At 47.7% G+C, this 22,720-nt stretch carries 16 protein-coding genes; 10 read left to right on the top strand and 6 right to left on the bottom strand.

The features are described from left to right. Positions 1-84: 84 nt before the first annotated feature. The 7 genes from BFJ94_RS00135 to BFJ94_RS25580 all read left to right on the top strand — a co-directional run bounded on the left by BFJ94_RS00135 (position 85) and on the right by BFJ94_RS25580 (position 6,662). Positions 85-2,421, top strand: coding sequence for a histidine kinase (locus tag BFJ94_RS00135; protein ID WP_120460055.1), 2,337 nt, complete (start codon positions 85-87; stop codon positions 2,419-2,421). 89 nt (positions 2,422-2,510) lie between these two features. Then, positions 2,511-3,338, top strand: a complete 828-nt coding sequence (locus BFJ94_RS00130) for an alpha/beta fold hydrolase (protein ID WP_061574125.1) — start codon at positions 2,511-2,513, stop codon at positions 3,336-3,338. Between the two features lie 447 nt (positions 3,339-3,785). Continuing rightward, positions 3,786-4,205, top strand: a complete 420-nt coding sequence (locus tag BFJ94_RS00125) for a sigma factor-like helix-turn-helix DNA-binding protein (RefSeq protein ID WP_120117243.1) — start codon at positions 3,786-3,788, stop codon at positions 4,203-4,205. Between the two features lie 117 nt (positions 4,206-4,322). Beyond that, on the top strand, positions 4,323-4,730 hold the full coding sequence (locus BFJ94_RS00120; protein ID WP_120460053.1) for a DUF6075 family protein: 408 nt from the start codon (positions 4,323-4,325) through the stop codon (positions 4,728-4,730). 32 nt (positions 4,731-4,762) lie between these two features. Further along, positions 4,763-5,929, top strand: a complete 1,167-nt coding sequence (locus BFJ94_RS00115; protein ID WP_120460051.1) for a hypothetical protein — start codon at positions 4,763-4,765, stop codon at positions 5,927-5,929. Continuing rightward, the gene (locus BFJ94_RS00110; RefSeq protein WP_205571014.1) at positions 5,902-6,447 is read left to right on the top strand and encodes a hypothetical protein; all 546 of its coding nucleotides are present in this window, start codon (positions 5,902-5,904) and stop codon (positions 6,445-6,447) included. Before BFJ94_RS00115 ends, BFJ94_RS00110 begins: the two co-directional genes overlap by 28 nt. 35 nt (positions 6,448-6,482) lie before the next feature. Continuing rightward, positions 6,483-6,662 carry a hypothetical protein gene (locus BFJ94_RS25580; protein WP_240431882.1) on the top strand — a complete coding sequence of 60 codons (180 nt, stop codon included), beginning with the start codon at positions 6,483-6,485 and terminating at the stop codon, positions 6,660-6,662. A gap of 332 nt (positions 6,663-6,994) precedes the next feature. On the opposite strand, the gene BFJ94_RS00105 is transcribed toward BFJ94_RS25580, so the two are convergent. Further along, a protein-coding gene (locus BFJ94_RS00105) for an IS3 family transposase (protein WP_120460049.1) occupies positions 6,995-8,115 on the bottom strand; the annotation gives its coding sequence in 2 pieces (ribosomal slippage) (positions 6,995-7,866 and positions 7,866-8,115; 1,122 coding nt in all). 856 nt (positions 8,116-8,971) lie between these two features. Here BFJ94_RS00105 and BFJ94_RS00095 point away from each other — a divergent pair. Beyond that, the gene (locus BFJ94_RS00095; RefSeq protein ID WP_229717210.1) at positions 8,972-10,324 is read left to right on the top strand and encodes a recombinase family protein; all 1,353 of its coding nucleotides are present in this window, start codon (positions 8,972-8,974) and stop codon (positions 10,322-10,324) included. Between the two features lie 130 nt (positions 10,325-10,454). Beyond that, on the top strand, positions 10,455-12,089 hold the full coding sequence (locus BFJ94_RS00090) for an IS5-like element ISPaen2 family transposase (RefSeq protein ID WP_009225464.1): 1,635 nt from the start codon (positions 10,455-10,457) through the stop codon (positions 12,087-12,089). 115 nt (positions 12,090-12,204) lie between these two features. On the opposite strand, the gene BFJ94_RS00085 is transcribed toward BFJ94_RS00090, so the two are convergent. Beyond that, complete coding sequence (locus tag BFJ94_RS00085; protein ID WP_019007868.1) at positions 12,205-13,569, bottom strand: ISNCY family transposase; 1,365 nt, start codon at positions 13,567-13,569, stop codon at positions 12,205-12,207. A gap of 242 nt (positions 13,570-13,811) precedes the next feature. Between BFJ94_RS00085 and BFJ94_RS00080 the strand changes: the two genes are divergently transcribed. Next, the gene (locus BFJ94_RS00080; RefSeq protein ID WP_036625719.1) at positions 13,812-14,927 is read left to right on the top strand and encodes an SDR family NAD(P)-dependent oxidoreductase; all 1,116 of its coding nucleotides are present in this window, start codon (positions 13,812-13,814) and stop codon (positions 14,925-14,927) included. Positions 14,928-14,979: 52 nt separating this feature from the next. Here the strand turns inward: BFJ94_RS00080 and BFJ94_RS00075 are convergent, their stop codons facing one another. From BFJ94_RS00075 to BFJ94_RS00060, 4 genes are all read right to left on the bottom strand, one after another. After that, positions 14,980-16,338 carry a glycoside-pentoside-hexuronide (GPH):cation symporter gene (locus BFJ94_RS00075; protein ID WP_120460047.1) on the bottom strand — a complete coding sequence of 453 codons (1,359 nt, stop codon included), beginning with the start codon at positions 16,336-16,338 and terminating at the stop codon, positions 14,980-14,982. 37 nt (positions 16,339-16,375) lie between these two features. After that, entirely contained in the window at positions 16,376-18,421 is a 2,046-nt protein-coding gene (locus BFJ94_RS00070) for a beta-glucosidase (RefSeq protein WP_036625723.1), read from the bottom strand. Positions 18,422-18,643: 222 nt separating this feature from the next. Continuing rightward, positions 18,644-21,052 carry a GH39 family glycosyl hydrolase gene (locus tag BFJ94_RS00065; protein ID WP_162944081.1) on the bottom strand — a complete coding sequence of 803 codons (2,409 nt, stop codon included), beginning with the start codon at positions 21,050-21,052 and terminating at the stop codon, positions 18,644-18,646. A 319-nt stretch (positions 21,053-21,371) separates the two neighbouring features. Beyond that, on the bottom strand, positions 21,372-22,601 hold the full coding sequence (locus tag BFJ94_RS00060; RefSeq protein WP_120460043.1) for an IS256 family transposase: 1,230 nt from the start codon (positions 22,599-22,601) through the stop codon (positions 21,372-21,374). Between the last annotated feature and the right edge of the window lie 119 nt (positions 22,602-22,720).

Raw genomic sequence — 22,720 nt, 5'->3', positions numbered from 1 at the left:
AATATCATCTGCGAGCCCTGCCTATGGCCAAATAGGCGGGGTTATCGCATTTTAGTAAAGAGCTTGCGCAAGGGGGGAACAAGAGTGGGAAGTTTTCGCAGGAAGACGCCGGAAGAAATCCTGTACTCCATTTCCAAGCTACACCGTGGTCGGCTCAAAATCTATATCGGCGCGGTCAGCGGTTCGGGTAAAACGTACCACATGCTTCAGGAAGGTCAGCATTTGAAGCAGCAGGGAATCGATGTCGTCATTTGTGCGGTTTCGACAAGACAGCGGCCGGAAACGGTGGAGCAACTCGGAGACTTGGAACGTGTACCCAGCATTCACTGGATCAAGGATGGAATGGAGCGTAAGGACTTGAACCTCGAGGCGCTGGTCAAACGCAATCCGGAAGTGGTATTAGTTGACGGGCTTGCCCATCGCAATCGGGAAGGAGCACAGTTTCCGACACGTCTGGATGACATCCAATTTTTGCTGAATCATGGCATCAGCGTAATCACAACCGTCAACGTGTACGAACTCGACGGCGCGACGGAACTGGCGAGAAAATGGACCGGTGTCGTGGTGGAGGAAACCGTCCCGGCAAACACATTGGAGATGGCGGATGAAGTCCAATTGATCGACGTATCGCCGGAAACGATACTGAAACGGCTGGAGGAGGGGCATGTCAACGGTGACTCCTCGCCCATGTTGTTTGAGCGAAGCAACATCGGAAAATTACGGGAGCTGGCTTTGCGGCTAGTGGCGGAAGATGTGAACGATTCCCACGAAAAATACCGCATGGAGCAAGGTTTAACCGGGCCTTCCGGAGTAGCGGAACGCATTCTCGTCTCGGCGCAATACCATTGGAACGGATCCATTCATGTCCGCCGCGGCCAACAAATTGCCAAACGCTTGGGTGGAGATTTGATGATCGTCACATTTGTCCATCCGAAAAAAATGCTGTCTCGCGAAGCAACTGCATTTAAGCGTTCCCTCTTGAAATTGGCCGATCAAATAGGAGCTAAATTCGAAGAACTCACCTTGGCAAGTAGACGGAAGCTTCCCGGCATGTTGGCTCGTTACGCAACCTTGCATCAGGTAACGAGAATTGTACTCGGCCATTCCAAGCTAAATCGCTGGCAGGAGCTGTGGCGGGGATCGATTACAAACGGCATCCTTAAAAAATCGAGACATACGGATATCTACTTCGTTGCGGATCGTGCTGAAAAGGAAGGAGAGCGGATACTGCCGACCAAAATGCTGACGGAAGGTCGGTCGGATGATCGCTACCGCAGGCTAAGCGATCAGGAAGTGGAGCGAAAAATAGGGGAAATCCGGAGAGGACGATTCAAGGTGCTCATCGGCGCCGCCCCCGGGGTCGGGAAAACGTATGCGATGCTTCGCGAGGGGAACGATTTGCAGAAGAAAGGCATTGACGTCGTCATCGGACTTCTCGAAACGCATGGACGAAAAGAAACGTTAGCGAAAGTCGGTTCGCTGCAAACGATCCCGCGGGCGAAGTTGGAGTATCGTGGAGCGAATCTGGAAGAACTGGACGTCCAGTCCATCATTCGCCGCAATCCGGAAGTCGTACTCGTGGATGAACTGGCACATACGAACGTGCCCGGCAGTAAAAACAAAAAAAGATTCGAAGATATTGTAGACATTTTGAACGCAGGCATTTCCGTTATTTCGACGATGAACGTACAGCATTTGGAAAGTTTGAACGATGCGGTTGAACAGATTACCGGCGTGCGAGTTCGGGAAACCCTCCCCGACCACGTGTTGCGCATGGCCGATGAAGTCGAGCTCATTGATGTCGATCCAAAAACGCTGCAGCAACGAATGCGGGAAGGAAAAATCTATGCGCTAGATAAAGTGGATCAGGCCTTGAATCATTTCTTCCGAACGGGCAATTTGATTGCTTTGCGTGAATTGGCGCTACGGGAAATCGCTGACGATGTGGACGAACGATTGGAAGCCTGGGAAAGAAACGATTCGCTTCGCGGACCTTGGAGAAAGCAGGAGACGGTCTTCGTCGGGGTAACATTAAGCACCAATGCTGAGCGCTTAATCAGGCGGGGGTTTCGAATTGCTTATCGTTTGAAGGCTGACTGGGTTGTAACGTATGTTCACGATCATGCTGAGGTTGCTGATGAGTTGAAAAAACGCATCAAAGTGCTGGAAGACTTGACAGCGCGGTTGGGCGGTAAGTTTATGATGCTGTTTGCCCGGAGCCGAAGGCAGATTCCATACCTTTTGCTGAATAAAGCCAACGATATCCAAAGTACGCAGATGATTGTCGGGCAATCGAAGCGGACCTTGTGGGAAAAAATATGGAAACGATCCGTAATCAGGCCGATTCTGCGTTATGGACGCCATATGGATGTGTTGGTGATTGCGGATATTGAGGCTTGCTATTATCAAGATGAAGGGTAACATAGCTTATCGTCTCATGAAAAATAATTACGTTTTAGCAGATAGTTAATGGAAAAAAGTTAATAGATGTTAACGAAAAGGAGTTGGGAATGTTGCCACTTTGGAAAGTGAATGGAACTTCGCTATATTATGAAGTTTGTGGTCAAGGAACATCCCTCGTCTTTATTCATAGTCTTGGACTAACACATGAAATGTTTGAAATTCAAAAAAATTATTTTAAACAATCGTATCAAACTGTGTTCCTTGATCTGAGAGGAAACGGACAGTCTGGAAATTTGAAAGTTCCGGTTGGAAGAGTTATAGAAACCCAGTGTGAGGATCTAAGTCTCCTCCTGGGGTATTTGGGAATTAAAAAAGCTGTAATTGTTGGCGTTTCCTATGGTGGAATCATTGCTCAGAAATTCTCGAATTTGTATCCAAACCAAGTAAGCGCAATCGTGATTTCAGACTGCTTGAGTATAAATGTCAGGACAACTATGCTTGGCAAATTCGTCTCCATGATCGATCTCATCAGTTCGCTCTCGTATTATTTGCCAGGTGAATTCTTTTTACGCTCGATGAAGATCACTTATTATAAGTGGGACTTGGCTTATCGTGCAATTCGAAAAGGAATGCTGCAAAAAAGATCTGGAGAATGGTATAAACAGCGTCTGGCGGTCAGGGGGATTGATTTCACCCCGTTCTTGCCGCAAATTAAAGTGCCCGCGCTTTGTATTGCGGGGGACCATTCCTATCCAGTTATCAGGCAAATGAATGAAACTGCAGGGCTGTTGTCCAATGCTCGTTTACAAGTCATTGAGGATTCCTGTAACCCAAGCAACTTGTGCCAACCACAACGATTTAATGAGATTGTCCAATGCTTTTTAGAGGATAATCATTTGAACAAAGGTGCTAACAATTATATGCAAGGGTATTAAGTCCCCTTTTGAAAGGAGTTTATGCACGGCGCCAAAAAATGTCGTTTTGTAAGTTCAATTTCATCGAACAAATGACCTATAACCGGCTGAGTTCGAGATGAAAAGGAGCGTTTGGACAAAAAACGTATGACAGCACCAACATAAAAACAGACTATCTTTCTTCTCGCAGCGGTGTTGCCATGTGAGATGGAGCTGATATTATGTGCTCTCAGATGCCTGCAATGTCAGGCAGCGGTCTCTTTATGTGTCTGTCCTACTAGTACGGTTTCTAACACATCAACGATGGATATCATTTTCAGACTTAGTCGCAATGGAGTGTTGGAATGCTCTGCGGCAAGGTCTTTTTTGTTTTTCACGAAAAATAAACAAACGTTTGAAATGGAACGTTGGCTGTCGTTCTCCCCCCTCTGTTTTGGTTTGCCAACAAACCAAAATGGAGGGACTTGAATGAAAAAGATGAATTTGCGGAATATGTATCCTTTTTTTAAGACGGATGTATGGGTCGATGTAGATGAAGAAGTTGCCCATGAAATCCGCCGCTTCGACTTGGAAGAAAGCGCCTACAGGCTGCGAACGTATCGCCATCGGGCCTATTTTTCGCTTGATCGCAATGACGGGATTGAGCAGCATGTTTTATTTCTTTCGATTTCACCGGAGGAGTATTACGAGCGCAAACTTTCACGGCAGCAACTTTATGAAGCTATGTGCCAATTGCCGGTGAAATCCGCCAGACGGATCTATGCCCATTATTTCTTGGGCATGAGCAAAGTCGCTATTGCCAGAGCCGAGCATGTCGATGAGCGGGCGGTTCGTAAATCTATCCAAAGAGGCTTGAAACAAATGGAATACTTGCTCAAAAACATGTAATTGTTTCGTCGGAGGGTCCGATTTTCCTGCCAAAATGAACTGTTATATAGAGGACCATGTTCAGTCAGCGGCTGGTTGCAACCAGCCGCTCATTTTCCATGAAAGGGGTTTGTAGCGATGCATTCGATTCGATTTCGAGATGAGGAACACGAGAGATTTTATGTTCAGATGCTGGATGAAAGGAAATGCAACGACGGGTACCATCGGGCACTTTTCTATACATTGGGCATTTCCCGGGAAACCAGAAGTTATACCCGCGATTTGTATGATTTTTCCAATAGCGGCATTAAGCCCGAAGGTCTTTCGGCCCCTTGGCAAACCGGCAGTTCCATTCGAGTGTGTCGGCTCGCCTTTAATTTATGGAACGGCTGGACCGAAGCAGGCGGCGAACGTTACTCCACTCCCCACGAATTATTCGATTGCAGCTATGCCCCCTACTTTTTTGAAGCGATTCGTCTTCGTTATCCCGAATATTGCCGAAGTCACGAGAGAACGATCAATCGGCTGGCCGAACAAATTCGCTGAATGGCTGCCAACGACGGGAGTGGAATGGGACGATGAAGGAAATTAAAACGAGGAGTGTTGTTAAAGACATCAAACGTCTGGACAGATTCCCAAACGTGTTGCATCGTGTAAGGCGTTCAAGCGATCGTGCCAAGCGGCAAGTTGAGAATGACAAGACGACTTCCTCGTCTCCAGTTGAATATGCGCAGCGCCATTCCGCAGCGGCTACGAAAAAAACGATTCGTGCCCAAATGGGGATGAGTCTGCGTATCAACAAGAGATTGATCCGGCACATTCTAAAAAGGCGGCCGTTGCCAGATGGTGATTCTGTCACAAGTCAGAGCCCGATTGATGTTAATGCGGAGTCTTCGATTGCGCGTACACCGCGACTTGCCCGTAGCATACGTCTCCGTAAGCCGGTTAATGGAAAATACGTCTTGTCTTCTGGCTCGCATTCAGGAAAACAACGTTTTATACGGAGCCGGGTCAATGCCCGGCTTCTGCATTGTTCTCGAACAGGCAGCTTTCCTGAACGGATGCAAAAACGGGATATCGGACATCCAAAACCGGCCGGGAAGAAGGAAACATTCTCCGGCGCGGTATCTCGTTCAGCAAATGGACGCGTGAAACCGTTAACCCGAGTCCCCTCTGCTATATCAAAACAATCAGGTTATACGATCAAACGGAAAGTACGAAATTTTAAGACATTATCGCCATTTATAAAAAATGGGCATCGGCTAGAGCACGTTAACAATCATTCGGATGCCCAAACTGAAGGGAAAATGAATGCCGTCAATGAAGCACAGCGGGCTGCGCAGATGGCGATGTCTGCCCACCGATCCATTCAAACCGCGCGAGCCATCGCGAGATTGAATCGCCTTATCATTAAAATGGTTGTAAGAGCCACCGCCTTGCTTGTCAATGGATTGACGGCGCTTTTGGGGATCAGCGGTTCGGTAATTGTAGTTTTGTGCATTGTCATGGTGAGCGCGGCGGTTATTTCCTCTCCTTTCGGTATCTTTGTGTCAGTTGAAAATACGGATGCCGATGTAAAGCCGCTTACCCGAATCGTTCAGGAAATAGACGATGAATTTGCCGCCCGGCTGGCAGAATTACAGCGATCCGCTGGAAATGTAGACCGGGTGGAATTTCATTATCCCGGCAGCGCGGACAACACTCGATTGATAACTGGATGGACATTATCGCCGTCTTTGCCGTGAAGACCGTCACGGATGCGGAAAACGGAATGGATGTGGCCACGCTTGATGCAACAAGAATCGGTATCATCCGATCGGTGTTTTGGGATATGAATTCGCTGGAATCTCGTGTTGAAACGGTAGAACATAAGGAAACGGTTACGGTAGAACATGAGGACGGGAGCACCAGCGAAGAGACGATTACCCGATATGAGCGCATTTTGCATATTACCGTCACTAGCCATACTGCGGAGCAACAGGCAGATATATACCGCTTTACAAATGAACAGATAGAATTAATGAAGGAAATGCTGTCCGAGGAGTTCCGCCCGCTTATGTTTGCGATACTTGGAAAAGATGCGGATATTGGCTTGACGCCGGAGCAGCTTGATTTGGTTCAACAGCAATTGCCCGAAGGGGAACTGGGCAGTGAAGCTGTCAAGTTGGCGCTGACTCGTCTAGGCGATCCGTACAGCCAACCAAAGGCCGGTCAGGACCACTTTACGGATTGCAGCTATCTCGTCCAATGGGTTTTGGTCTGACAGTAAGCGCGGCCGACTTGGTTCCAGGTGACCTTGTGTTTTGGAGCTACGAGCGTAATGGCAGATTCATGGATATTACTCATGTCGGCATTTATGCGGGAGACGGCAAAGTAGTGGACGCTTCCTCCACTCGGGGACAAGTGGTTTATCGCGGGCTGTTCGATTCGGATAAACAAGTGCTGTTTGGCAGGCCTCACATTGTAGGCTCAAAATGATTGCCTGGTGGAATCGGCTTGTTATTACTATTGTTAGGAATTCTCCAACCTTGGTACTATAACGAAGTTTATCGAATCATTCGTTGCGCTTCTTCCAAGCGCGGGTTCGTTTTTTAGTGGATAAATTGCAGGAATTTAATTTAAGGCTGTCGAATTTACGTACTTACTCAACTTTCGGTGCCACCAAGCCCAAGTTGTAAAATGTAGAAGCATAGGCAAGGGTTGCTTCATGGATAATTCAGGGGATGACCTTAGCCCCCTCATTGTCGTCGGGGGCAAAATAAATCTGCCCTTAACAGAATTTACGGCGGTTCTGGATTGTCAACAGTAAATCAGACAGCATTTTTAAGGGCTGCATGGCGATACTGAACCGGTGTCATGTATCCTAGTGTTCCATGAATCCGATGCTTGTTAAACCAGTTAACATAATCGTATAATTCCAGTTCCAGATGACGAAGACTCTGGAAGTTCATCTGGTTCACGAACTCTGTTTTCATAATCTTGTAGGTCGCTTCCGCCACAGCGTTGTCGTAGGGGCAGCCTTTCATGCTCAGGGATCGGCCAATTTCAAATGTCTCCAAAAGTGCATCCATCTTTTGATTTTTAAACTCACTGCCACGGTCGGTATGGAACCATTGAATCTGAGATAAATCACCCTGAACCGTTGCAAAGGCACGAGAAACCAACACGGCATCCTTATGAGGGCCTACACTATGGCCGATGATCTCTCGATTGAACAGGTCGATAAGTACACAAATGTAATGCCACCGGTTCTGAACTTTCACATACGTCAGATCGCTGACAACGACTCGTTTAGCCTCCGTTTGATCGAATTCGCGATTCAGCGTATTGGCTGTAGACGCTTCATTACACGCGGACTTAAGGGGTTTATATTGCGACACGGTGTACGTAGAAACAAGTCCCTGCTCTTTCATGATCCGGCCAATTCGACGTCTGGAGACGACGAAACCACGTTCCTGGAGCTTGACTTTAATCTTGCGTGTACCGTAAGCTTTTCGATTCTTATGGAAAATGTCCGCAATCGCTTCGGCGACATCGTCTTCGCTCGTTTGTTCTTTCGCTTCATAGTAAAACGTACTTCTTGCGATTTGCAGGACGTCGCACATTGCTGATACCGAGTATTTATCACGGTTGTTCTGGATGATAGCTACTTTCGTCCCATGATCAGCGCGGCTTGCTTTAAAATATCCACCTCCATTTTCAGACGCTGGTTCTCCTTTCGCAAGGCAATCAGCTCATTGTCTTCGGAGGAGCGATTGTCCTTCTCCTTGAAGGAACCCGTTGTTTGGGCTTGTTTGATCCAGCGGTCTAAAGCGGAGGCTGTGAGGTCATATTCCTCCACGATCGCTGCTCTGGATTTTCCGTTTTCATAGAGTTCTACCATTTTTTTTTTGAATTCTGCTGTAAAGGTACGTCGTTGTTGTTTTGGCATTGTAGAGATCCGCTCCTTAGGATGATAGGTTTATTCTACAAGCCCTCATTTTTATTGTCCAACTAAGGGTAGACGATCCAAGATCCGCTCCTTAGGATGTTAGGTTTATTCTACAAGCCCTCATTTTTATTGTCCAACTAAGTGTAGACGATCCAGTTCCGATTTTGCCCTGAAAATGTAGCGGATAGTAGAGGGACAAAACATCTCCCTCGTAGCTCTTTGACAACCGAATACAATCTTATCCGGTACGTTCCCCGCATGGCCTGGAAGGATAGCCAAATTGCAGGCGCGCCACGACCATTTTGCCAATTCTTATTTTCGCATGTTTTTTCATCAGAAGCGGTAAACTGCGAGCGATTTTGCCCATGCAATACATAAAGGGTGGTTCCATTTAAGGCGAAGACCCATGCGGAGGGATAATGATACTTCCGTCCAGCCACAGTTCAGCGCAATGGGGGCGGCTTGCAGCGATCCTGGAAGAGGTTTGAAGCCTATGAGGACGGCTAACCACTGTCCGCCGGATAGGGTTATTGGAAGAGAAGCAACCAAAACAGAGGCGGAAACAGAGATGCGCACACGCGGTTATGTTTGTTGCGCATCTCTGTTTTTCAGCTTTGCTGGATTAATGGGAGGTAGCTATGAACCATAAACTCATCCGGTACAGTATGCAAATCGCTATGATAAGGCAGCTACTGGCATTATCTTTGATTACCGAAAACGAATTTCATTTGATAAAGAACAAAACGATGCGGGATTACGGCATCATTTCGGACCTTACTTCTTGATTCGCACATTTGTCGGTCCGCCCATCTCTTATTAAACTGATAGCGAGTAAATAAGAATGGAGGACAACACCATGGCTCTTGAAGTGGAAGTGATTAAAGCAAGTCGGAAAATATCGGATCGCAACGCCGGAAAGTTATCGGATGTTCTTCGCGTCGCCCCTTATGCCCGCGTAAGTACCGACACTGAGGAGCAATTGAACAGCTACAAGTCGCAAGTCGCCTATTATACCGATCTCGTAAGCAAACGCAGCGACTGGGTGCTGGTTGATATTTATGCGGATGAAGCCATAACCGGGACACAGGTAACGAAGCGCGAGGATTTTCAACGCATGATTAACGATTGCATGGACGGGAAAATTGATATGATCATCACGAAGTCTATCTCCAGGTTTGCGAGAAACACGCTGGATACGTTGAAATACGTTCGAATGTTGAAAGAAAAAAACATCGCCGTATTTTTTGAAGACGAGAATATCAATACGCTGACGATGGACGGCGAATTGTTGCTTGTCATTCTAAGTTCCGTAGCGCAGCAGGAAGTGGAGAACATCTCCGCCAACGTGAAAAAAGGTTTGAAAATGAAAATGAAGCGCGGCGAACTGGTGGGCTTTCAAAGTTGTTTGGGATACGATTACGATGTGAATACGAAAAAGATATCCGTTAATCAAGAAGAAGCCGAAATCGTCCGCTATATTTTTGAACGATATACATCGGGGATCGGCGCTTACGTTATTGCAAAGGAACTGACTGAGGCGGGACATAAAACCAAGTACGGAAGAGTCGAATGGCAGGACACAACCGTTCTTGGTATCATAAAGAATGAGAAGTACAAAGGCGATTTGTTGCAAGGAAAGACATTTACCGTCGATCCAATTTCCAAGAGAAGACTGGACAATTACGGCGAGGAAGATCAGTTTTATGTCAAAAATCATCACGAGCCGATTGTCAGCGAAGAAGTTTTTGAAAAGGCGCAGGACATATTGCATCGAAGAGGCGAGAATCGCCGCCGCGGCGCAAAAGGCAAGCGGGACAAGTACAGCAGGAAATTTGCTTTCAGCAGCAAGTTGGAATGTGCTTTCTGCGGAAGCAACCTCTCGCGGCGGAACTGGCACAGCGGAACCCCGCATGAGAAGGTGATTTGGCAGTGCGTGACAGCCACGAAAAAAGGGAAGAAATACTGCTCTCGCAGCAAAGCTTTGGAGGAAAAGCTGATTGAGGGTGCTTTTGTCGAATCTTACAAATTGGTGTGCCGCAACAATTCGGATGTGCTGGACGAGCTTATGAAAAGAATGGAGTCCGTGTTTAGCGACCAGAATAATCAAAAGCGACTGAACAAAATTATCAGCGATATTCAGGCCACGGAGCAAAAACGTTGCAAACTGATTGATTTGTGCCTGGATGAGAAAATAGACAGGGCTACTTAGGGCTTGCTGAACACTTAAAAAAACAACAAAAACCGCATAACAACAAGGATTCTAAGGCCCATTTGTCGAAATCATATGCAAAGGAAATGTTTGAAAACCACCTAAAACCTTTGCAGATGGAGTGACGAAGATGTTTAAGCCGACCGCGCACCTCGATAATCAATTGATCCTGCCCGGCGATTTCTTTCTGCCCTTTGGCGGAAAGCTGGACGAGGACAATCGCTGGGTCCAGTTGGCGCGGTTGGTGCCGTGGGCGGAGGCTGAGAAAACATACGGTCAATTTTTCAAAGACACCTTTCGCGGCCAGCAAACGATCAGTCTTCGGATGGGGCTCGGTGCGCTCATCATTCAGGAGCGAATGCAACTGACCGACAGAGAAACGTTGGAGTCGATCAGCGAAAATCCTTACATGCAATACTTCATTGGTCTGCCTGGATTCGTCATGAAGCCACCGTTCCATCACTCCATGATGACGCATTTCCGCAAGCGTCTGACGGACGTGCTGGCAGAGTTGAATGAGATCGTCGCCACCGAAGGTGCGAAGGAAACGAAAGATGATGATGACAGCAACGACGCGACCGGCGGCGGTAAAGGCCAAGGGAAGCGCTCGAAGAAGCGCGCCTCTGATGAAGAAGTCGAGCAGCAAACCATGTTTGCACAATCGCAAGTCGCATCGTCAGAAGCAGCGTCTCCCGTGGAGTCGATGGCTACAGAGTCAGAGGTTCCTGAAACGAATAAACTTGTTTGCGAAGCGCATCCGAAATCGACCGCAGAATGGGAAGCCCCTGAGCAGCCGAATCAAGGGACCGTGCTGGTGGATGCCACCTGTGCGCCGGCGGATGTGGCGTATCCGACCGATCTGAATCTGTTGAATGAAGCGCGGGAGAAGCTCGAAGCGATCATCGATACGCTGCATGAGCCGGTCATCGGACAAATGGCGAAACCGCGCACGTACCGGGAAAAAGCGCGCAAACAGTTTCTGGCCGTTTCCAAGCAACGCAGACCGGGGCCGAAAGTGATTCGCAAAGCGATCAGGAGGCAACTCGGTTACGTTGGACGGAACCTCTCCATCATCGCCGAGCAAGCCAAGTCGCAACCGCTCACGCTACTTGGCCGCAAAGCCTATCGCGACCTGCTGGTGATTCACGAACTGTACCGTCAGCAGCTTCACATGTACAACGAGCGTTCCCACCAGATGGAAGACCGGGTCGTCAGCATTCATCAGCCGCATGTCAGGCCGATCGTGCGCGGGAAAGCCAAGGCGCGCGTCGAGTTCGGAGCCAAGATCGCGGTAAGCATGACGAAGGGCTACGCGTTCCTTGATCGGCTATCTTGGGATAACTTCAACGAGAGCACGACGCTCATGGACGTGATCGAGAAGTATCGCAGCCGCATGGGATTCTATCCGGCTGTCGTCCAAGCGGATCAGATCTACCGCACACGCGAAAACCGGAGATTCTGCAAACAGCATGGGATTCGGCTCAGCGGACCGGCACTGGGACGCAAGCCGAAAAACGGCCCGACAAGCGAAGATAGGCAAGTGGCCAAACAGGATACCGGAGAACGAAACGCAATCGAAGGCAAGTTCGGAGAAGGCAAGCGCAAGTACGGGCTTGGCTGTATTCGAGCACGCCTCGCAAAGACAAGTGAATCCGTGATTACGCTGCAACTTCTGGTGATGAACCTGGAGCGCAGGCTCCGCGTTCTTTTTTGCCTCATTTTTACGCTGCTATCTCGCAGTCGCCTAGCCATGAGTTTCGGTTAAAGAATCGTTCAGCAAGCCCTAACTAGTTGCTCCTGAAAAAGTCGATTTTCAAAAATAGTTTCGGGTTGCTGGCTGGGTTGTGAGGGGGAACTTTCCCTAATGATCGGTTTCCATGTTAGTTTTGGAGCATTTTTGCCGCTCTTTGCAGGTTGTGGGTCAGAATCCCGAAGCCGACCCAGCATTTTGAGCCGACAAAGCCCCGATACCTGCTGCGGTTCAAACCGTACTTCCGCTTGAGAAGACTAATCTTCGCTTCTCCAGCTGCACGGTAACGCTGCAAGTCTTTGAACCATAATTCGTTTTCGTACTCGGATCGGGCAATGCCTTTTTTGCCCTTTCGCGGCAAGCTAGCTCGCTTCACACCAAGTTCGGTAATGGCCGTTTCGTTCTTCTTGCTTGAGAAACCGCGGTCGGTCGCTACAGCTTGCGGCGCTTTGCCGAATTGCTTGATATGCGCCTGTACAGCGGGAACGAGCAGTTCATCATCCGAGGGGTTCCCCTCGTAGACAGCGTAGCCGGTCACAAAGCCGCTTTCCGTCTCGTCGATTCGCACCTTGTAGCCGAACTCAGTTCCTTTGGCCAGCTTACCTTTCTTAATCGGTCTTGCTTCCGGGTCAAAGAAACTGACGATCCGATCTGCGATGATTCGATTGCCGGAAACGACCTGTTTGGCTTGTTCCAACAACTTGCCGGTTAGCGTGACCGCCTCGGTCAGTTTGGTTTTACTTTGTCGAAGAGCAGCTTTGCCCTTGTCTTGCAGTTTCTCGATAACGGCTTGCGCCTTGTTCACAACGTTCTCGGCTACTTCGATTACGCTCCCAGTGATCCGGTCAACTTCTTCCCAAGATTCACGGGTGCGGCGACGTAGAACTTTCGCGATGGACAGAATCTTTTCCTTGATTTCTGCCGTACGATCTTCAAAGCCTTGAACAGTGTGGGAGGCGACTTTCCGGATTTTCTGAATCGTTCGAGTGATGACTTTTACGCCATCTTGCAACAGCGTAGCGTCTGTCGGGTGATGGATGTCGGATTCCACAACCGTCGTATCCGTGCGCAATTTGCGGGTTTTCAGAACGGCTTTTTCCTCACACTGCTTTACGAGTGCGGCATTGATGTCTTCGACGATCTTGTCGCCGTAGCGTTTGCGGGCATAGATGAGCGTAGACGGGTCGGGCATCGGTTCGTCGATGGCAAACCGGCAGAACATTCGCCATGTGATGCTGTCACCGACTTCCTTCACGAGTGACTCGTAGCCCAAATTGTATTTATGCTTCAGGACCATAAGACGGATGTACTTTTCAATTGCAAGCGTAGGACGGCCGCTTTTCTTGCCTTTCGGGTGCAACTCAGTAAACGGTTGAAGAAAACGGTCGTCGTCCAGTAATTGATCTATGATTGCAAGCTCGACCGGCAACTTTCTAACAGATTCCGGGAGAATGGCATCCCAGATGGTCAATTGCTCGTCTCGAAGTTTCAACATTTTCTTCACCTCTTGGAAGGATTCCCGAGGGCTTCTGTTGAACTCCTATAGCAAAGGAATTCTTCCCTCGGGGTGTGGAACTTTGTTATCTCGTCAATAACAATTTCCATTTTGAGGTGCTGAATTCCTTTTAATTATGCTCAAAACACCCTGACTTTTTCAGGGGAAACTAATTAAGCTACTGTGTGAGAAAATTTTATCATATGTTATGATGGATGTAAATTATTTCTCAAGGTGGTAAGATGAAGAACCCGGGAACAGCAACGGAAAACGGCCGAAAATTTAGATGCTATATATGCAAAGAACCGAATCCGGTCGTCCACGACCACTATACCAAGCTATGCCGGGCCTGCGGCGAATACAATGAGCTGAAACGGACAGCCAGGCATCACCTGGACAACTATATCGCTCTGGTGACGGGCGGCCGGACAAAAATCGGCTATCATACGGCGCTGCGTCTGCTCCGCGATGGTGTACGGGTTATCTTAACGACCCGGTTTCCGTACGATGCGCTGCAGCGTTATATCAAAGAGCCCGACTTTGACACTTGGAAGGATCGTATTCATATTTACGGGTTGGATTTTCGCCAAATCGAAAGAGTCGAGATGTTTGCCCGCTACATAAACAAGGAGTTCCCTTACATCGACATTATTATCAATAATGCTGCGCAGACGGTGAGAATGTCCCCCGAGGAATACGATGGGTTGATGCTAAAAGAAGCGGAACTCCAAAAACAGCTTTTTGGCGGACAAGGGTCTCCGCAACTTGCCGGAGGAACCGCTCTTCCCCGCATTGCCAATCCGATAAGCAGTGAAACGGCGGATTCCCCGTATCTGCAATTGCTGAATCCGGAACGAAGCTTGCCGGCTTCCTCTTCCCAGCTTCAAAATTCATGGACGGCCGAGTCCCGGCAAATTTCCGTGGTGGAGATGCTCGAAGTTCAATTGATCAACGTGACCGCGCCCTTTTTAATCAATACCAAACTGAAAGACGCCATGATACGAAGTCCGCATCCAAACCGTTTTATCGTAAATGTATCCGCGGCGGAAGGCCGTTTTCAAATGAAAAGAAAAGGAGGCTACCACGTTCACACCAACATGGCGAAGGCCTCGCTGAATATGATGACTCTAACCATGTCCAAGGAATATAAAAAGGATCGTATCTTCATTACCTCCGTGGATCCCGGATGGGTGTCGAACCAGTTCCCGGAGCAGGCGAAGGCCCGCAAGGCGATCGAATTGCCTCTGGACTTTGAGGATGCCGCGGCCAGAATCTGCGATCCGATCTATGAAGGAAAAGATGCGGAGCGCCCTTGGACCGGGGTATTTTTAAAGGATTACAAGCAGGTGGATTGGTGAAAAAGAAAGCTCTCTTTCGTCGGGAAAGAGAGCTCGTTTGCGTTTCGCGATTTTATTGAACTCTTCTCGCTTCCAATTCCGCAACAATCTCATGATGCGGTTTCTCCCACCGGTACAGAGAAACCAAGATGAGAATCGACAATATACATAAAAGGATCGGCAGCCAAATAAAGCTGATTTCTATCATATGAAGTGCGGATGGCGTCTGAGTTTGATTGGCAACATAACCCCCTGCCGCAAGCAACCAAGCCGGAATCGCTCCGCCAAGACCGGAGCCTAATTTAATCGCGATCCCGGAAGCGGTAGAAGCAAGCAAGCCTTGCGCGCGGACGCCCGATTTCCATTCGCCATAGTCAACCGTATCGGCAATGAGTGCAAACAATAACCCGACCGGCAAGCCTAGACCAACGGCGCCAATGACTATACCCGTAAGCACCATGGCCGTACTATTACCGCCAAGATAAATAATCAACTGACCGAGCATGCTGATGGCCATTCCGGCGATCATCAACGTTTTTTTACTGAACTTCTTGGATAAGAACGGCACACAGATAATTCCCACCAGCGTCAACGAGCCGAGCGTATTGGCCGTAGTAACGAGGTCAGGCTGATTCAGATTGTAGGTAATGTAATAAATGCCCGACGACAATTTCACCACGTACAAGATAAAAAATACGACGCCCACTAAAACCCCGGCAAACCATGGCATATTGCCTTTTATCGCCTTGACGCTCTCTCGTACAGGCAATGATTTTCCCCCGGATCGATCCTGAACCCGTTCTCTCGTATTGAAAAATGTGATCAGGAACATCACAAGTCCCACTGCGCCAAACAGAATCATCGTATGGAAGAAGCCTTTTTGCTGATCCCCATTCCCGAAAAATGCGACAAGCGGCAATAACGTCAGATTGACAAGCAATCCGCCCAGTTGCCCGCCAAACATCCGAAAGGAGTTAGCTACCGTTCTTTCCTGAACATCGCTGGACAAGCTCGGAAGCAAGGTAGTTAACGGATTGTTAACGGCGGTATACAGGATGTTGGAAGCAATATAGAAAATGTAGGCATACGCCAGCTTCCCGGACGCGCTTAACTCAGGTCCCATAAACAACAGGATCGTCACGATGGTGAACGGAAAACAGGACCATAAAATCCACGGTCTTGATTTCCCCCATCTGGTATGCGTCTTGTCGATAAAGATGCCGAAAATGGGACTGTCCAGCATATCCACAAGTCTTGCAACCAGCAATAGCGTTCCTACGGCGGCAGCGCCAATGCCATAAACATCCGTAAAATAGAAAGTTAAATAAGTGGTAACCACCGCATAAATCAAGTTTGAAGCCGTATCTCCCAAACCGTAGCTTACTTTTTCCAATAAGGACAACTTTTGATTCGACTCTTCTCTTGTCGCCATTGTGCACCCTCCTGATGGGAACGTTTTCAAGGAGAAACTAGTGTAAGTAAATACTTCCCTTGATTAAATCCTTCTCCGTGCTGCTGGTTCCGATGTACACTTCATAGGCCATCTCTTCAAGCTCCCACCGGTTTGCGGCAGGATTGAACCACTTGATTTTTTCAACCGGGCAGGCGATTTCAACCTTCGCTTTTTGACCCGGCTTCAGCGTAATCCGCTTAAACCCGCGCAGAACTTTAACTGGCCGATCTATCTTGGAGTTGGCGAAACCGACATACAGTTGCACGACTTCGTCGCCCGTTACGTCCCCTGTATTTTCAACCTCGCAAGCAGCGATGATTTGATTATCCATTGTTTTGAAGGAAGCATTGGAAATCGCAAAGCTGGTGTAGGATAAACCAAATCCGTATGGCAAGGAAGGCTGGATGCCTTCTTTCTCCAATTTGGCATATCCGTGATAATAGTCATATTTGATCTCGGTTGCATCCCAATCCACTTGGGGAAGATGGCTTTCGCTCGCCGGTACCACAAAAGGCAGTTTGCCGCCCGGATTGACGTCGCCGAACAACGTTTTGGCTATGGCGGTGCCGCCTTCCATTCCCGGATAGTAGGCCATCAGGATGGAGGAAACCGACGGCTTCCATTCTTCAATCATGATCATATTGCCGCCGATCAATACCGCAACAGAGTTTGGGTTAACGGGGCCAACCGCGTTGATCAGTTCAATATCTTTCGTATGCAAACCAAGACTGTTTTTACGGTCCCCACCCGCCTTCAAATCGGCATCTTCGTTCGTGACGGATTCCCCTTCATCATCGTGGTCGTATCCTACGACAAAGACAACGGCATCAACGGATTTCGCCAATTGCTTCGCTTGCTCCAGGTCTTTACCGTTATTGAAGATCACCTCGGCATTTGGAAGTAAACGTTCGATCCCCTGGAGCGGTGTAACAACGTATGGCGGAAACACACGGCTTGAACCATGATCGCCGATATTTCCTTTGCTGCCGAGTTCGCCAATAACCGCGATACGCTTTGTTTTCGTTTTTGAGAACGGCAGGACATGGTGATCGTTTTTCATCAAGGTCATAGACTTCTCGGCCGCTTCCAGCGCTAATGCGATATGCTCTTGGCTTGCGATCAGGTCCTTCCCGTACGTATCCTTGTCTGCTTCTGTAAATGCCAGTAATGTACGGACAATTCTTACTGCCGACTCATCGATTTTTTCTTCACTGACTTGGCCGTTCCTTACGGCTTCAACCAGCTTGTCGCCAAAAAATTTCGTATGGCACATTTCAACATCCATACCGCCATTTGCCGCTTCGACCGTATCTTTGATACCCCAGGCAAAATCACTGACGACAAAGCCGTCAAAATCCCATTCATCCTTCAAAACCCGATTTAACAAATAATCATGATGCCCGCAATGAATTCCGTGGTACATGTTATAAGCACTCATCACACTGCCGGCACCCGCATCTACACAATCCTTAAAGTGCGGCAAAAAAACCTCGCGTTCCGTTCGTTTATCGGCGGTGACGCTTACCTTAAATCGAGCCCATTCCATGCTGTTGAAAGCATAATGCTTCACGCAAGCGATTACATTTTCTCCCTGAACGCCTTTTACCAAAGAGGAGCCCATGACGCCCAAGTGGAACGATTCCTCGCCGTAGACTTCCTGGCTTCTGCCCCAACCCGGGTTATACGGGAGATTAATGCAAACGCCGCCAAAAAAATTGCCGCCTTGCGCACGAACCTCTTTGCCTATTGCATGCCCAATGCGCTCTTCAAGTTCCGGGTCAAAGGCAGCGCCTCTTGCCATAGCTACCGGAAAACAGGTGCTGTTGCCGGATACGACTCCACGCGGGCCGTCGACAAATTTCATTTCCGGCACTCCCAAGCGGTCATTTCCGCCGGCGGGATAAGGTCGCCAGTTGTAATGTCTCACCTTAAAATCTTCCAGCATCTCTTCCATGGAGACTCTTCCGCTCATGAGATATACTTTTTCTTCCAAACTCATTTGGCTGACGATTTTCTTCGCCTTCGCGGTATAAGACAAGCGAACCTGTTTATTGGCCTTCATCCAATATCTCCTCCAATCTGTTTTTCAAATCTCTATAAAACCGCTTTCAAACAAATTTTAATGCAGATCCGTCCATGATTCCTTCCGATTTCTTGGGCAAGTGATAGGAAGATAAGCGCAAGTGCAGCGGATATCCGCAAGAAAAAATAAAAAACCAAAGAATTTCCCCCAAATGATCCAGGGAATTCTTTGGTTTACTTTTAAAAAGTAGTCTTTCAACTCTTACTTATAGAACTTATTTAAGATGATGCATTCAATCCCATGAACCGGAACATGCAAAGTAAGATGAAAATCGCCTGTTAAGGTGAGCTGTTTTAATTGCAGAGAAGGTCTGGATATATTTTTCAAGTAATCCGTTTCTTCATGATTCAGATCGGCGTATTCGCCCATGCGAATCCATTCGTCATAAGCGGATCCATGCTTTCGGTTAAGGCTGTATTGTTTGCATTTATACGTTCCGTATATATTTTGAAGGTGAATATTAAATAGCATATCATTGGATTCCTCAAAAATATCATAAGAATGCTGCTCCGATTGATCTCCCTTCATGAACAATTGGTCAGGGTAGGTGTGATTATAAGCTAAAATTTGGATATTACCTCCTTGTTTGGTCATGATATAATTTTTGCCTTTGGCAAACACGGTGCCGCCTAACTTAGATAAGAAGACGAAGGCATAATACGCGGATTTCTTGATGCCTTCCGTATTAACCAACCCTGTCCCCCCGAAAAAGGGATTGCTTTTAATATCCCATTCATAGAGAATATCGGAAGCCGATAAAAAACCGATGGCCTTGGCATGCACCGCCGCTGGATCAAGCATATTATCGATAATAAAAGTGGCCATAAAGGCCGTATCGTGAAGGAAGTTCGTCACATCCCAGCTAAAGTTCCAGCGTGTTACGATGAATTCCATATCCTCCTTATCGTGAGCTTTCAGCATGCGATGCGTCTTTTCCAGCAAATGCTTGGTATGATTTTTGGCTTCATATTGAAACGGAATTACCTTAATATCAACAGGACTTGTTTGGGACCGTTCCAGCCAATCTTTAAATTTGACGCGATTATGGTAAATATTGCAGCTGTAAAAATCAAGGGGCACCGCATTTTCTTGACAGAATTCGAGCAGTTTCTCAGAAAGTTGATCGTCCGTATGGAAGTTTTCCGCTGCAGGTCCCACTTTGAGCGATGGAGATATTCCCTTAATGAGCAGCGCCGTTTGCTTATATAATTCGAAATACTGTTCCAGCGTACCGCTCCAATGAATACCATGCACCGGAAACTCGGTCCATATTTGAAAGTACCATTCCGAAACCGTATCAAGGCCGTAACGATTTATGCAATTCATCATAAAGGATTGAACCAGGGATAGCCATTGACTCATTTCTTTGGGGGGAGAGGTATTTCCCTGATAATTAAAAAAACTGGTGCTTTTGCTGGCAAATAAAAGCGGCATGTAACTTAAGCAAATAAATGGTTTGAGTTCAAGCTCCCGCATATAATCCAGAATGTTGTTAATAAATTTCCAATTGAATTTCAACCCTTCTCGATCTTTCTGAATCACGTCCAATTCCTGGTTGAATACGCCTTCAAAACGTAAATATTCGATTGGGATTTCTTCCCGCATCTCTTTGATTTGATCGCGAATATTTTGATTTAACAGCGTATTGGCGGATCCAATGTTCATCATTTTGTTCCACACCTGCTTCAATTCGTATCCATCCGCTTGAATATCTTTGACAATGGCGGAATGGATCGTATGTTCCTCTATTGTTTTTAATTCGATCGGAAGCGAAGCGTAGTGATGAATCAATGGCTCGTTGGAAGCTCCGAGCAAATCCGGGCCGTCGTTATTCCCCTCTTGATACTTTTTGCGCAACTGTAGCGGGGTTAACGAAAATTTACTTTTGATGGCTTTATAATAGCTTTTTTCATCGCTGAAGCCTGAAGACAAGGCCACGTTCATAATGGATGTTCCCTGGTTTTGCAGCAAAAACAAAGAATACCTGATCCGAACTTCTTCCAAATAAGCTTTAAAAGTAACCCCGACGTTTTTCCGGAAGATGTCCGACAGATAAGATGAATTATAATGCTGCTCCCTTGCGATTTGATTTAACGTAACTTTCCCTTTGAAATCCAGTTCAACCCTGTTCAATATTTGCTGGACAATATTAAAATCTTTATTCAAAGCACGATTTTCCGGTTCCGGCGTGGGGAGCTTTCTACTGAAACGAGACGTTAAGTATCCGAGCAATCGAAGAACATCTTTGTTCTTTGCCCGACTCCCTTTATTCGGATAGGCAATCAATTGACTGAATAAAATACGAACAACATCATACGGATGTTGATTGTCTTCACTATTTTTGAAGGATTTCAGATCATAATTCAAGCTGTAAAAATCGTGATTATGTTTATATATAAAAAGGCTATCCATATGCAATTGAATAAAGCGAGTATTCAAGGCTTGCGGAATGACGCGATGGGATTCGAAATGGTTGATTAGCAGAAGATCGTCTTCATGTAGATGATAATCATATGGGCCGATTGTCACTTTCAGTTTTCCAGTAAAGAGCCAGATGATTTCCAGACCTGAGTGTTGATGGAGCTCTTCGGAGTTAGTATCATTCATCATGAAATGGATTGGACATCCCGGCAGATACGGAATCGGAATAACGGAATACTTCAAATCTACACCCCCTTAATAAGCAATTATAACCAACCGGTTTGTTAGATCAAGTCCATATTTGTGTGTAAAATTGCCCTCGGTTAGAATGCCCCCTTCCGTCCCCCGAAGGGGGAGACGCAGGGAGCACCCCCCCTGCACCCCGTCACTCGCCGTATGGCAGGCCCAGCAAGGGATTGCTGGGTTTTTCAAAAGTGTATTTCATTCAGCCTGTCAAGGCTAAAAATGGAACGCTTCGCGGCCTTGACAGGCTTAGATGCGGTGTTTATTAGCCGATGCGAGTGACTTTGGTATGGGAGGAGATTGGGGATTGTCCTTGACGCCATTCAAGATATTCTGTCATGTCCAAATACTTTTTGCCGCTAGCCCATTTCTCGTCCGTTTCCATGAGCAAGGCCCCTATCAAGCGGATGGCAGACTCTCGATTCGGAAAAATCCGAATCACGCGTTCACGGCGGCGGATTTCCTCATTCAACCGCTCCATCGGATTGGTGGTGCGAAGACGCTTGCGGTACTTTTCCGGTAATGCCAAGACGGCTGTGACATCTTCGAAGCCTGCTTCCAGGACAGCCATGGCCTTCGGCGCTTTCGTTTCATACTCCTCCAGTACCTTCTCTAACAGCATCCGTGCCGTCTTTGCATCCGGTGCCTCCAGAATGGGGCGAATCCGGCTATGAATCTCGTCCTGCAAGGATTTGGGTGTGGCGTCAAGAATGTTGCGCATGAAGTGCGTCTGGCATCGCTGCCAGGTCACCCCTTGGAAGTTCCTGCGGATGGCTCGAACCAACCCTCCATGGTCATCCGACACAATCAGATCGACGCCTTTAAGCCCACGGCTTTTCAGCCAGCCAAAAAATTCGCTCCAGCTGGCCTCCGACTCGCTGTCGCCGAGCATAACGCCCAATACCTCCCGGTATCCATCGGCATTGACACCGATCCCGATGAGAGCGCCCCGTGACCGCACCCGCCCTTCTTCGCGTACTTTCAGGTACAGGGCATCGACGATGACAAAGGGGAACGAAGAATCGTGTAGCGGACGGTTGTTCCAGGCGTTCACGATAGGATCCAACCGTTTGCACAGATCGGACACGGTCGATTTGGAAAACTCCGTACCGCACAATTCTTCTGTGATCTGGGCCACCTTACGGGTAGACACACCGTTGACGACCATATCCATGAGAGCCAGCACCAGTGCCTGTTCGCTGCGTTGATAACGGGCGAACAACTCGGTGGAGAACTTCCCGCCGCGAATGCGAGGGACACGAAGCGTGATCGTACCGACACGTGTAGTCAATTGGTGTGGGTATGTACCATTTCGATATGCTTGACGCTCATCTGTCCGTTCGTAGGGTTCCGCCCCCAACTGTTCGGTCGCCTGTGCCTGCAAGACTTGGTTCAATACGGATTCCAACAACTTGGCCACTCCCGAATCCTGTGAATTGCCGAGAAAAAGCTGATGCAAAAGTTGCGAATCTACGGTAATCTGGTATTGAGCCATTTCAAATTCCCTCTCCTTCGAATGTTGTCTAGTCAACTTCATTCTAACCGAGGGGGATTGAAAATGGCTCCCTTATTTTTAGAGAGATGCTGTTTTTACACAATTATACGGACTCAACT

It is taken from the genome of Paenibacillus aceti, assembly GCF_003614185.1.
GTDB classification, from domain to species: Bacteria; Bacillota; Bacilli; order Paenibacillales; family Paenibacillaceae; genus Fontibacillus; species Fontibacillus aceti.
The sequence above is the reverse complement of the archived record's forward strand: the minus strand, read 5'-3'. Positions and strand labels throughout refer to the sequence as shown.